At 65.5% G+C, this 12,521-nt stretch carries 10 protein-coding genes; 7 read left to right on the top strand and 3 right to left on the bottom strand.

Translation table 11 applies throughout. The features are described from left to right. Nucleotides 1-57: 57 nt before the first annotated feature. Together PHA8399_RS07485 and PHA8399_RS07480 are read right to left on the bottom strand one after the other, a co-directional pair. Nucleotides 58-1,413: an aspartate aminotransferase family protein gene (locus PHA8399_RS07485; protein ID WP_058285554.1), complete on the bottom strand. Its 1,356-nt coding sequence runs from the start codon at nt 1,411-1,413 to the stop codon at nt 58-60. Between the two features lie 44 nt (nt 1,414-1,457). Further along, nucleotides 1,458-2,237, bottom strand: a complete 780-nt coding sequence (locus tag PHA8399_RS07480; RefSeq protein ID WP_058285553.1) for an IclR family transcriptional regulator — start codon at nt 2,235-2,237, stop codon at nt 1,458-1,460. A 161-nt stretch (nt 2,238-2,398) separates the two neighbouring features. Here PHA8399_RS07480 and PHA8399_RS07475 point away from each other — a divergent pair, with 161 nt between their 5' ends. The 6 genes from PHA8399_RS07475 to PHA8399_RS07455 all read left to right on the top strand — a co-directional run bounded on the left by PHA8399_RS07475 (nt 2,399) and on the right by PHA8399_RS07455 (nt 10,592). Continuing rightward, nucleotides 2,399-3,346: a tripartite tricarboxylate transporter substrate binding protein gene (locus tag PHA8399_RS07475; RefSeq protein ID WP_058285552.1), complete on the top strand. Its 948-nt coding sequence runs from the start codon at nt 2,399-2,401 to the stop codon at nt 3,344-3,346. A gap of 71 nt (nt 3,347-3,417) precedes the next feature. Then, nucleotides 3,418-3,948: a tripartite tricarboxylate transporter TctB family protein gene (locus PHA8399_RS07470; RefSeq protein WP_058285551.1), complete on the top strand. Its 531-nt coding sequence runs from the start codon at nt 3,418-3,420 to the stop codon at nt 3,946-3,948. Between the two features lie 9 nt (nt 3,949-3,957). Continuing rightward, a complete protein-coding gene (locus PHA8399_RS07465; protein WP_058285550.1) occupies nt 3,958-5,577 on the top strand; it encodes a tripartite tricarboxylate transporter permease in 1,620 nt (539 codons plus the stop codon). Then, nucleotides 5,484-6,926: an aldehyde dehydrogenase gene (locus tag PHA8399_RS21890; protein WP_082649486.1), complete on the top strand. Its 1,443-nt coding sequence runs from the start codon at nt 5,484-5,486 to the stop codon at nt 6,924-6,926. Before PHA8399_RS07465 ends, PHA8399_RS21890 begins: the two co-directional genes overlap by 94 nt. A 104-nt stretch (nt 6,927-7,030) precedes the next feature. Next, nucleotides 7,031-8,263 carry a Tm-1-like ATP-binding domain-containing protein gene (locus PHA8399_RS07460; protein ID WP_058285549.1) on the top strand — a complete coding sequence of 411 codons (1,233 nt, stop codon included), beginning with the start codon at nt 7,031-7,033 and terminating at the stop codon, nt 8,261-8,263. 238 nt (nt 8,264-8,501) lie between these two features. Beyond that, nucleotides 8,502-10,592, top strand: a complete 2,091-nt coding sequence (locus PHA8399_RS07455; RefSeq protein WP_058285548.1) for a 3-hydroxyacyl-CoA dehydrogenase NAD-binding domain-containing protein — start codon at nt 8,502-8,504, stop codon at nt 10,590-10,592. A 183-nt stretch (nt 10,593-10,775) separates the two neighbouring features. On the opposite strand, the gene rpe is transcribed toward PHA8399_RS07455, so the two are convergent. Next, complete coding sequence (gene rpe, locus PHA8399_RS07450; RefSeq protein ID WP_058285547.1) at nt 10,776-11,465, bottom strand: ribulose-phosphate 3-epimerase; 690 nt, start codon at nt 11,463-11,465, stop codon at nt 10,776-10,778. 229 nt (nt 11,466-11,694) lie between these two features. Between rpe and phnC the strand changes: the two genes are divergently transcribed. Further along, nucleotides 11,695-12,513, top strand: coding sequence for a phosphonate ABC transporter ATP-binding protein (gene phnC / locus PHA8399_RS07445; RefSeq protein ID WP_058285546.1), 819 nt, complete (start codon nt 11,695-11,697; stop codon nt 12,511-12,513). Nucleotides 12,514-12,521 lie beyond the last annotated feature (8 nt).

Here is a 12,521-nt window from a genome sequence, read left to right as displayed (position 1 = left end):
GGCATCTGGCAGCGCCCGGACCTGGCGGCCCGGGCGCGGGTGCGCCTGGCGCAGGCGTCAGCTCACCGCCGTAAAGCCTGCGTCGAGGGCAGAGAGGATGGTGGCCGCCTCCGCTTCACTCAGGATCAGCGGCGGCGACAGGATGATGTTGGGGCCGGAGACCCGGACCATGGCGCCGGCCTCGTAGGCCACCTCCTGCAGCCTGCCGATGGTCTTCTTGTCCACTGCGGCTTTGGTGGTGCGGTCGGCAACCAGTTCCAGCGCGCACATCAGGCCGTGGCCGCCGCGCACGTCGCCGATAAGCGCGTATTTCTGTTGCAGCGCCAGCAGGCCCTGGTGGATCTGGGTGCCGCGGGCGGCGGCGTTTTCCGGCACGTTCAGGCGCAGGGTTTCGGCAAGGCAAGCGAGCGCCGCCGCTGCGCCGACGGGGTGGCCGGAATAGGTGTAGCCGTGGCCGATGGCGGCCTTGCCGGTGGTGTCCTTTTCGAAGACTTCAGTCATGTGGTCCGCGATCATCACCGCGCCAAAGGGGAAATAGCCGTTGGTGATGGCCTTGGCGGTCGCCATCATGTCGGGCTGCACGCCCCAGTGGCGCGAGCCGCTCCAGGATCCGGTGCGGCCGAAGGCGGTGATCACCTCGTCCGCGATCAGCAGGATGCCGTGTTTCGAGCAGATCTCGCGCACGCCGGGCATGAAGCTTTTGTGCGGCGGGATCACGCCGCCTGCGCCCAGGACCGGCTCCATGATGAAGGCCGCAATTGTGCCCGCGCCCTGGAAAGCGATCTCGTCCTCCAGCGCCTGGAGGCAGAGCTGGGCGAGGCGTTCCGGATCGGTCTCGTTGAACGGGTTGCGGTATGTGTAGGGCGCAGGGATGTGGTGGCAGCCGGGCAGGAGCGGCTCGTACTGGGTGCGGAAGTTGGCGTTGCCGTTTACCGAAGCGCCGCCCATGTGGGTGCCGTGGTAGCCCTTCTTGAGGCTCAGGAACTTGGTGCGGCCCTCCTCGCCGCGGATCTTGTGGTACTGGCGGGCGAGCCGCAGGGCGGTTTCCACCGAGTCCGAGCCGCCGGAGGTGAAGAAGGCACGGGTGAGCCCGTCAGGCGCGAAGAATTTGCGCAGCTCCTCGGCCAGCTGGATCACCTGGTCGTTGGTGGTGCCGCGGAAGGTGGAGTAGTAGGGCAGCACATCGAGCTGCGCGGAGATGGCATCTTTAACCGGCTGGCAGGAGAACCCGAGGTTCACGTTCCACAGGCCGCCGACCGCGTCGACCACCTCGTGCCCGTCGATGTCGGTGATCTTCACGCCCTGTGCAGAGGTGATGATGGCAGGCGGGTTGGCCAGGCTGTCGCCGGGATGCGCCATCGGGTGCCAGAGGGATTTGGCGTTGTGTTCTTTCAGAAAGTTGGAGTCTTTCATGGGGCAGCTCCTGGATGCGGCCCGTATGAGGCCGGTGGCGAGGGTCAGGCGGTTTCGTCCCGCGGATAGTCCGCGGGGGCAGAGCCGCCGATGCGATGGGTGAGGGTGGCGCCCGCGCGGCGCAGGGCCGCCGGGATCAGCTGTTTCTGCTCCGCGCTCATACGGGACACCGGCGCGGCCACGGCCAGCGCGCCGATCACCTTGCGGTCCGGGCCAAAAACCGGGACCGCGTGGGAATGCACATCCGCTTCAAAGCCGCCGATCGACTGGGCAATGCCTGTGCTGCGGATTTCACCCAGCTGGGCGCGGATTTCCTGGGGGTCTGTGATGGTTTCGGGAGTGCGGGCCGCCAGCGGCTGGGACAGCACATGTTCGGCAAAGTCCGGGTCCGCATAGGCCAGCACCGCCATGCCGGAACTGGTGCCGTGGAAGGTCAGCACTTCGGCGTCCTCCATCATCACCTTGGTGGCATTGCGCGGCGAATACGCGTGCGACAGCGAGTTGAGCTGGCTGCCCTGCAGCAGCGATAGGTGGGTGGTCTCGCCCGTCTCGTCGCTCAGATCCCGCAGCACCCGGCGCGAGACGGAAAGGATCGGAACAGCCGCCTCGCGCAGCGCAGCAAGGCGCAGAACCTGCGGGCCGAGACGGTAAGACCGGTCGCTTCCGGCCTGCTCGACAAAGCCTGATTCCTGCAGTTCGCTCATCAGCCGGTAGACCGTTGCCTTGTTCATGCCGGACAGGCGCGTGAGGTCGCTGAGGCCGATTTCAGTCCGCCCGTGGTTGAAAAACGTCAGTAATGACAAGGCTTTGGTTACCGTTCCCATGCTCTTGCCGATGCTCCCTGTTTGGTTCAGCCGGGCGGTGTCCGCGCAAAAAGACGCACCCGCGATGCAATTTTGTTGACAGATAACGGGGCGGGCTGTCAATCTAAATTCAAACCAACGGTTCAAATAATGAACCAAGTGGCAGAACTGGGAGGAAAGCCATGAAACTCAAAACCCTCATGCAAGGGGCGGCTGCAGCGGCGGCGCTGGGGCTCAGCGCGGTTGCGGCGCAGGCGGAGTATCCGGAGAAGCCGGTGAATTTCATCGTGCCGTGGCCGCCGGGTGATCTGGAGGATGTGCTGACGCGGATGATCGCCGAGGATTTCCAGAACGAATACGGCGTCGCGGCGGCGGTGGTGAACAAGCCGGGCGGCGGCGGCGGGCCGTTCCCGGGCGCGATCGAGGTCGCCAACGCACCGGCTGATGGCTACACCATCGGTTCCTTCGTGATCGGCGTGCCGGTGATGGGGCATCAGATCGACATTCCGCCGCTGACACCGGCCAAGTTCGATCCGCTGGGGATCTTCCTGACCTATCCCTTTGTGATCGCGGCCTCCGCCGATGCGCCTTACAGCACGATGGAGGAGCTGGCGGCCTATGCCAAGGAAAACGACGTGGCGCTGGGCCATTTCGGAGACGTGCTGACCCCGACCCAGGTGACCAAGGCCTATGCCAGGAACGCCGGTTTCGAATGGGGCTCGGATGCGGCCTTTGACGCGCTGGACTGCAACACGCTGGCCTCGGGCGATGCGGATGTGATCAACACCACGCTGCAGCTGGTGCTGCCCTGTCTGGATCAGGTCAAGGTTCTGGTCGCCATAACCGACGAGCGTATTCCGCTGGCGCCGGATGCGCCGACCATCGGCGAATTGGACGAAAGCCTGAACATTGCCCTGTGGAACGGCCTGTTTGTGGCCAAGGACACGCCGCAAGACGTGCGCGACAAGATCGTTGCTGTGGCCGAAAAGGCAGTGATGAGCGAGCGCGCCCAGAACGTGGCCAAGGAAACCGGCGCGCTGGTCTATTGGCAGAACGCCGAAGACAGCGCGGCGCGGGTTGCCAGCGATATCGACACCATGGCCCGTATCAGCGGCCTGCTGTCCGAGTAATCTTCCCCCACTGCATCGGGGCCATGCACGGTCCCGGTGCCTTTTAAACGCGCGGACAAAGAGCTTCTCAGATGCCTTCGGAACGTGAACGCCGTTTTGCCGGGCCGCGGCGCGGTCAGCTGGTCTTTGCCCTCGTCATGGTAGGGGGGGCGCTGCTGCTGCTGGTGCTGATCACGGAACAGACCGCCTGGATCCAGAAAACCAAGCTGTTTGCCCAGCCCCGGTTCTGGCCTGCTGTGGCCATTGGCGGCATGGTGCTGCTGGGCGGGCTGCACCTCTATAAACTGCCCTGGCGGCGGGTCAGCCGTTATGACCTGTGGGAGGTCAAGCGCTGGGGGCAGGTGCTGGAATTCGCCGGCTGGTTCATGGGCTATGTCCTGCTGGTGCCCGTCATCGGCTATCTGCCCGTGACGCTGGCGTTCGTGCCGCTTCTCAGCTGGCGGATGGGCTACCGCAGCCCCTTCATGCTGTGGATCAGCGCCGGGTTTGCCGTGGCCGTGGTGGTGCTGTTCAAGGCCTTCCTGTCAGTCAAGATTCCCGGTGCGCTCATCTACGAGTATCTGCCGGGCTCGTTGCGCAGCTTCTTCATTCTCTATCTCTGAGTGCCCGTCATGGACCTGATCCTCTCTGCAATAGACATCCTGATGCGCTGGGACGTGGCGCTGGCGCTGCTGGCGGGTTCGGTAGGCGGGGTGCTGATCGGGGCCATTCCCGGCGTCGGCCCGGCGGTGGCCATTGCGATCCTGCTGCCCGCGACTTTCTCGATGGACCCGATTGTCGGGCTGACGGTGCTGTTGGGGATTTACGGCTCCTCCATGTACGGGGGGGCAATCCCGGCGATCCTGATCAATACGCCCGGCACCGCGGTCAATGCGCTGACCACCTATGACGGCTATCCGATGACCGCGCGGGGCGAGCCGCGCCGGGCTTTAAGCCTGGCTTATTCCGCCAGCTTCTTTGGCGGCATCTTCTCGGTCATCTGCCTGATCCTGTTCGCCCCGGTGCTGGCCAAGATCGCGCCGATGTTCGGCTCGCGCGAGATATTTTTGGCCGCGCTTCTGGGCCTGATCCTGGTGGTGGTCGCTCACCGCGGCCAGGCGCTGATTGCGGGCACGCTGGCCTGTTTCGGGATCTTCCTGCAGACCATCGGTCTGGAGCCGGTGAAATACACCCAGCGCTACACCTTCGGGCAGGATTTCCTGGGCGGCGGGATCAACTTGATCGTCGTCGTGCTGGGGCTGTTTGCAATCTCGCAAGCCTTTGTGCTGCTGACGGACGAGGATGAGAAGGTCCGCATGACCCGCCTGCGCGGCGGCATGTTCCAGGGCCTGCGCGAACTGGCGCGCCATCCGCGTGTGGCCGGGGTCTCTGCCACCTTTGGCGTCCTGATGGGGATGATTCCGGGCGTGGGCGAGTTCACCGCGCAGTTCATGTCCTACACCTATGCGCAAAAGACCTCGAAACGGCCGCAGGATTTCGGCAATGGCTCCTCTGAGGGGCTGATCGCGGCGGAGACCGCCAACAACGCGGTGCCGGCGGCAGCCATGGTGCCGCTCTTGGCGCTGGGCATCCCGGGCGAGGCGCTGACGGCGATGATGCTGTCGGTGTTTTACGTTCACAACGTGGTGCCGGGACCGGGGCTGTTTCAGAACCAGATGGACTTTGTGGTGGCGCTGTATCTCGCGCTGCTGATCCTGAACGTGCTGGTGCTGCTGTTCCTGCTGTTTGCCACCCGCTCGCTCATCCAAGTGGTGCGCATCCCCAACCGGTTCCTGGGCGTCTGCATCCTGACGCTCAGCTTTGTCGGGGTCTATTCCCTGCGCAACTCCGCCACCGACTGCGTGATGGCGGCGGGATTCGGCATCCTCGGGTACATCCTCAAGCGGCTGTCGCTGCCCTCGGTGCCGATCATCCTTGGCATGGTCCTGGGCGGCATCATGGAGGTGAAGCTGCGCGCGGGCATGGCGCGGGTGAAGGAACCCCTTGATTTCATTGACCGCCCGGTGGCGTTCATCCTGTTTTGCATCATCATCATCGTTCTGGCGGTCCACATCCTGCGGGTGCTGAAGGACCGGAAGGAACTGAAGGAGGCCGAATGGCAGACCAATCGCGCATCGACAAGCTTCGGCAGCTTGATGTGGCGCCGCAGAAACTCTTTCTTGAAGGATCATGGCAAGAAGGTTCGGGCCAGACACTCGAAGTTGCTTCGCCGGTTGACGGATCTGTTCTGACGACGCTGGCGGGCGCCTCTGCAACTGATGTCGAAAACGCTGTCGCTTCAGCGCGGCGGGCTTTCGAGGACCGCCGCTGGGCGGGACAGAGCCCCGCCGCACGCAAGCAGGTGCTGCACCGGATCGCGGACCGGGTCGAGGCGGAGGCGGTCGAGCTGGCTGTGTTGGGCGTGCGCGACAACGGCACCGAATTCAGCATGGCGCTGAAGGCCGAGCCGGGATCGGCGGCGGGCACCTTCCGCTATTATGCAGAGGCCTTGGACAAGGTGGCGGGAGAAGTCGCGCCGACCGCGCCGGACGTGCTGGGCCTCGTGCACCGGATGCCGGTGGGCGTGGTGGGCGCGATCGTGCCGTGGAACTTCCCGCTGATGATCGGCGCCTGGAAGCTGGCGCCGGCGCTGGCGATGGGCAATTCGGTGGTGCTGAAACCGGCAGAGACCGCCTCCCTGACGCTGCTGCGGCTGGCGGAGATCTGTACCGAATGCGGCCTGCCGGACGGGGTTCTGAACGTGGTGACCGGCTCCGGTGCTGAAACCGGCGCGGCGCTGGCGGCCTCAAACGGCGTGGACGTGCTGGCCTTCACCGGATCCGGCGCCACCGGGCGCAAGCTGCTGGAAGCTTCGGCGCGCTCGAACCTCAAGCGCTGCTATCTGGAACTCGGCGGCAAGTCTCCCAACATCGTTTTTGCGGATGCGCCGGATCTGGCGAAGGCGGCGAAAGTCTCTGCCGCGGGGATCTTCCGCAACTCCGGCCAAGTCTGCATTGCCGGCTCCCGCCTGCTGGTCGAGGCGTCGATCCACGATGAGTTCGTCGAAAGGCTGAAGGCCGAGGCGGAGGCGCTGCGGGTCGGCGACCCGCTGGATCTGAACACCCAGATCGGCGCGGTGAACTCCGAGGAACAGCTGCGCCGCAACCTGTCCTTCATGGATATGGCGCGGGCTGAGGGCGGGCAGGTTGTAACCGGCGGGGCGCGCATACTGGAGGAGACCGGCGGCACCTATATGGCACCGGCCATCGTCACCCGCGTCGCGCGCGATCACGCGCTGTTTCAGCGCGAGGTGTTCGGGCCGGTGCTGGCGGTCACCAAATTCGAAACCGAGGAGGAGGCGCTGAACCTGGCCAATGCTACCGCTTACGGCCTGGCGGCCGGGGTCTGGACGGAAAACCTGTCCCGGGCGCACCGGATGGTCGCAGGTATCCGTGCCGGGGTGGTGCATGTGAACACCTATGGCGGCTCCGACAACACTGTGCCGCTGGGCGGTGTCGGCCAGTCCGGCAACGGACATGACAAGTCGCTGCATGCGCTGGACAAATACACTGATCTGAAGACCGCCTGGATCCAGCTGTGATGCAGGTTTTGCCGGGGCAAAACCTGCAGCCTCCGGCGGGAGTATTTGGGGAAAGATGAAGGGGCGGCCTGGCTGCAGAGCGCAGGCCGGGGGGAGGACGGAAGATGACGGCCAAAACAATCCTGGTTGCCGGGACATATGACACCAAGGACGATGAACTGGGCTATCTGGCGGAGGTGATCCGCGGACAGGGCGGCAAGGTGCTGACGATGGATGTGAGCGTGCTGGGCGATCCCAGCCAGCCAACGGATGTCAGCAAGCACGAGGTGGCCGAGGCAGGCGGCAGCTCGATCCTGGAGGCAATCGGCGCGGGTGACGAAAACACTGCCATGCAGATCATGGGCAGGGGCGCGGCGGCCAAGGCGCAGGAGCTCTACGGGGCGGGGCGCATCGACGGGGTGATCGTGCTGGGCGGCACCATGGGCACCGATCTGGCGCTCGACATGTGTGCGGCGCTGCCCGTTGGGGTGCCGAAATACATCGTCTCCACCGTTGCCTTCTCGCCGCTGATGCCGCCGGAGCGGATCCCGGCGGATGTGCAGATGATCCTGTGGGCGGGCGGGCTTTACGGGCTGAATTCGATCTGCAAGGCGTCGCTCAGCCAGGCGGCGGGCGCGGTGCTGGGCGCGGCGCGGGCGGTGGAGCCGCCCAGGCGGGACCGGCCGCTGATCGGCATGACTTCGTTCGGCAAGACAGTATTGCGGTATATGGTGACGCTGAAACCGGCGCTGGAGGCGCGCGGTTTTGAGGTCGCCGTCTTCCATGCCACCGGCATGGGCGGGCGCGCGTTTGAGAGCCTGGCGGCTGAGGGTGCCTTTGCCGCAGTGATGGATTTCGCGCCGCAGGAGGTCTCGAACCACCTGTTCGGCGGGTTGTCGGCTGGCGCGGACCGGATGACCAATGCAGGCCGTGCAGGCATACCGCAGCTGGTGGCGCCGGGCTGCTATGACCTGGTGGATTTCGTCGGCTGGCAGGAAACGCCCGCACAGCTTCAGGGGCGGGAGACCCATGCCCATAACCGTCTGCTCACCTCCGCCTTGCTGGAGGCGAATGAGCGGCGTCAGGTGGCGCAGGCGCTCTGCGGCAAGCTGGCCGCCGCCCGGGCGCCGGTGGCCGTGCTGCTGCCGGCGGGCGGCTGCAACGAGTGGGACCGGCCCGGCGCGCCCTTGCACGATGCGGCGGGGCTGGCAGCGTTCTGCGATGAAATGCGCCGCCGCTGTCCTGGAAACGCCAGCCTTCATGAGCTGGACTGCCATATCAACGACGCAGCGTTTGCGGCCAAGGCATTGGAGATCCTCGATTCCTGGATCGCCAGCGGCATTGTGCAAGGCGGCTGAACCGCCAGCCGCCTTGTCCGGAGGCGCAGGGGCGGGATAAGGCGTTTCAAGAAGTTTGATTTTCTCCTGCATTCTGTTACGTAATCCCGGCAGAACAGCTGCTGCGGCCCGGTGACGTGTGACGCGGGGTCTGCCGGAGCGCGGCGGTTTTTGGGGCTTGGCGCGGAGACGGGCGCCGTGCCTAATCAGTTGGGGCGCGGGGCTGCATCATGGACCCCGCAGGAGAGAGGAAGACCGGATGAGTGAAGCCATTGCATATGAGCGCGTGGGCGATATTGCCGTTCTGAAGGCGCAGAACCCGCCGGTAAACGCGCTGGGTGTGGATGTGCGCAAGGGGCTGCTGGCCGGGATCGAACGCGCCGAACAGGACGGTGCCAGGGCGGTTTTGATCTATGGCGAGGGCAAGACCTATTTTGCCGGTGCCGACATCCGGGAATTCGGCAAGCCGCCGCAGGAGCCCTGGCTGCCCGGGCTGTGCAGCCGGATCGAGGCCACGCCGCTGATCGTGGTTTCTGCCATGCATGGCACGGCGCTGGGCGGCGGGCTGGAGGTGGCCTTGGCCTCGCATTACCGGATTGCGGTGCCTTCGGCCAAGATGGGCCTGCCGGAAGTGAACCTGGGCATTCTGCCCGGTGCCGGCGGCACCCAGCGGCTGCCGCGGGTGGCCGGCACCGAGGCGGCGCTGGAGATGATCACCACAGGCCGCCACATCAGCGCGGCGGAGGCGCTGGAGAAAGGCATTATCGACCGGATCGAAGACGGCGCGCCGCGCGAGATCGGCCTTGCCTATGCGCAGGAGCTGCTGGCGCAGGGGGCACCGCGCCGGGCTGTCGGGGAAATGCCCGCGCCTGAAGCGGTGGATTTCGATGCGGTCTATGAGGCGACGCTGAAGAAGGGCCGCGGCCAGCTGTCGCCTGCGGTGGCAGTGCGCGCGGTTCAGGCGGCGGCTGAAGCCGAAAGCTTCGAGGCCGGGCTGAAGCGCGAGCGTGAGCTGTTCATGGAGCTGATGGACTCCGATCAGCGGCAGGGGCTGATCCACGCTTTCTTCTCGGAACGCGCGGTCAGCAAGCTGCCGGAGCTGGACGGCGTCGCGCCGCGTGACGTTGCCTCGATGGGGGTGATCGGCGGCGGCACCATGGGGGCAGGGATTGCCACAGCGGCGCTGCTGGCGGGGCTGCCGGTGGTGCTGATCGAAATGACGGATGAGGCCGCAGCCGCGGCGCGCGGCCGGATCGAGGGCAACCTGAAAGGCGCCGTGAAGCGCGGCAAGATCAGCCAGGCGCAATATGATCAGCTGACCGGCGAGGCGCTGACGGTGGCAGCGGACTATGCCGCGCTATCCGAAGCGGACCTGGTTGTCGAAGCGGTGTTCGAGGACATGGGCGTCAAGCGTGAGGTCTTTGGCAAACTTGATGCACATTGCAAGCCGGGAGCGGTGCTGGCGACCAACACCTCCTACCTGGATGTGGATGAGATCGCCGCGGCGACCTCGCGCCCGCAGGATGTGATCGGGCTGCATTTCTTCTCGCCCGCGCATGTGATGAAGCTGCTGGAGGTCGTGGTGGCTGAAAAGACCGCGCCGGAGGTTCTGGCCACCGGGTTTGCGCTTGGCAAGCGGCTGAAGAAGGTGGCGGTGCGTTCTGGCATTTGCGACGGGTTCATCGGCAACCGGATCATGAACGCCTACCGCAAGGCGGCGGAATATGTGGTGCTGGATGGCGCCTCCCCCTATCAGGTCGACAAGGTGGTGACCGGTTTCGGCTTCCCGATGGGGCCGTTTGCGATGGGGGATCTGGCGGGGCTCGACATCAACTGGGCCGCCCGCAAGCGCCGCGCGCCCACCCGCGACCCGCGCGAGCGGGTGCCGCGGTTCTACGAGATGCTGTGTGAGGGCGGCGATTTCGGCCAGAAGACCGGCAAGGGCTTCTACATCTACGAGGAAGGCCGGCGCGGCGGTGTGCCGAACCCGGAAGTGGCGGAGCTGATTTCCAAGGATCAGGAGCAGCAGGGTGTCTCTCCGCGGGAGTTCTCTGATGCAGAGGTGCTGCGCCGCTACATGTGCGCCATGGTCAATGAGGCCGCCAAGGTGGTGGGCGAGGGCATCGCGCGCCGCCCGCTGGATGTGGATATGGTGATGCTGTTTGGCTACGGCTTCCCGCGGTTCTGGGGCGGGCCGCTGAAATGGGCCGATCTGCAGGGGCTGGATGGCATCCTGGCCGACATCCGGGCTTTTGCGGCAGAGGACAGCTTCTTCTGGCAGCCCGCGCCGCTGCTGGAGCAGTTGGTGGCAGAAGGCAGAACCTTCGACTCCCTGAACAAAGGCAGCTGAGCAGGCGGGCGGGCGCCCTTCCGGCCCGTCGAGGGCCGTCAGGGCGCGGCCCGGCGCTGCCGGGCGGGGCGCGCAAATGCTGGCTGTATCACGAAAAAGCGCCGCGCGGGTTGCGCGGCGCCTGGCCCAACAAGAGCGGTGCATATTTGATGCGCCTGGCGATTGGCGGGAGTGCCCCGTGCCTTACACCCACGTGCCTTCTGTGGCGGAACGGATCTTGCGGATGTTTTCGCCGTAGACCTCCGGGGTGTCGACCGATCCGCCCTTGAACACGGCGGAGCCTGCGACCAGCACGTCAGCGCCGGCCTCGGCCACCAGCGGCGCGGTGACGGGGTCGACTCCGCCGTCGATCTCGATATGCACGGGGCGGTCGCCGATCATCGACCGCAGGCGGCGGATCTTGGCGGTCATGTCGATGAATTTCTGGCCGCCAAAGCCCGGGTTCACGGTCATCACGCAGACCAGGTCCGTCAGGTCCAGGAGGTGTTCCACCGCCTCGGCCGGGGTGCCGGGGTTCAGCGCTACACCGGCCTTCATGCCCGCCCCGCGGATGGCCTGCAGGGTGCGGTGGATGTGCGGGCCTGCCTCGAAATGCGCGGTCAGCACGTCGGCGCCGGCATCGGCGTAGGCGTCGATATAGGGATCGACCGGCGCGATCATCAGGTGCACGTCCATCACCGTCTTCACATGCGGGCGGAACGCCTTCACCGCCTGCGGGCCGAAGGTGAGGTTCGGCACGAAATGCCCGTCCATCACATCCACATGCACCCAATCGGCGCCCTGGGCTTCGATCGCCTGGATCTCCTGGCCGAAGTTGGCGAAATCGGCGGAAAGGATGGAGGGCGCGATCTTGATCTTGCGGTCAAAGGACATCTGGCAGCTTCCTTTTGCAAAGGGGAATGAGGAGTCGCAGGCCATATAGACCCTCCGGCCCGTTGTTGACAGGGGCAGAATGCGCTGCCGGGTTGTTTCCCTGCCCGCACCGCCCGCGGGTTGCACGTCTGCGGGTTGCAATGGACGGCGTTACAAAACTTTCACGGCAGTGACACAAGAGCTTTGAGCGCAGGCTCTAGGCATTCCCGGAACGAGAAGGGAGCGCCCCGTGCTGCGCATTGACAAGCTGACAAAGAAATTCGGCGGCAAGATTGCGGTGGATGCCGCCACGCTGGACATCGACAAGCCCTGCATGATCGGCATCATCGGCCGCTCCGGCGCGGGCAAATCCACCCTGCTGCGGATGCTGAACCGGCTGGAGGACGCAAGCGCTGGCCGCATCCTGTTCGAGGGCCGCGAGATCACCGGTCTGAAGGGCAAAGACAAGCGCGCCTGGCAGTTCGACTGCGCGATGATCTTTCAGCAGTTCAACCTGGTGCCGCGGATGGATGTGGTCTCCAACGTGCTGCACGGGACGCTGAACCGCCGCAACGCGATGGCGACGCTGTTCAACCTCTACCCGATGGATGACATCCACCAGGCAATTGATATCCTGGACCGGCTGGGCATCGCCGAACATGCCGCCAAGCGGGCCGAGGCGCTGTCGGGCGGCCAGCAGCAGCGGGTGGCGATTGCCCGGGCGCTGATGCAGGATCCGAAGATCATCCTGGCGGATGAGCCGATTGCCTCGCTCGACCCGATGAATGCCCAGACCGTGATGGAGGCGCTGCGCCGCATCCACGAGGAGGACGGCCGCACCGTCATCGCCAACCTGCACACGCTGGACACTGCGCGCCGGTATTGCGACCGGGTTGTCGGCATGCGCGACGGGCGCATCGTGTTTGACGGACTGCCGGAGCAGCTGACCACAGGTGTGGCCCGCGAGATTTACGGCGCCGGAGAGGCATTCTCCGAGGCGGCCACCTCAACCGAGATTGAAACGCTGGAAAAGACGGACGTCCTGCGCGCCGCCATTCCCGCCGAATAACCCCGACC

This window comes from Leisingera aquaemixtae (assembly GCF_001458395.1).
Taxonomy (GTDB): Bacteria; Pseudomonadota; Alphaproteobacteria; order Rhodobacterales; family Rhodobacteraceae; genus Leisingera; species Leisingera aquaemixtae.
The sequence above is the reverse complement of the archived record's forward strand: the minus strand, read 5'-3'. Positions and strand labels throughout refer to the sequence as shown.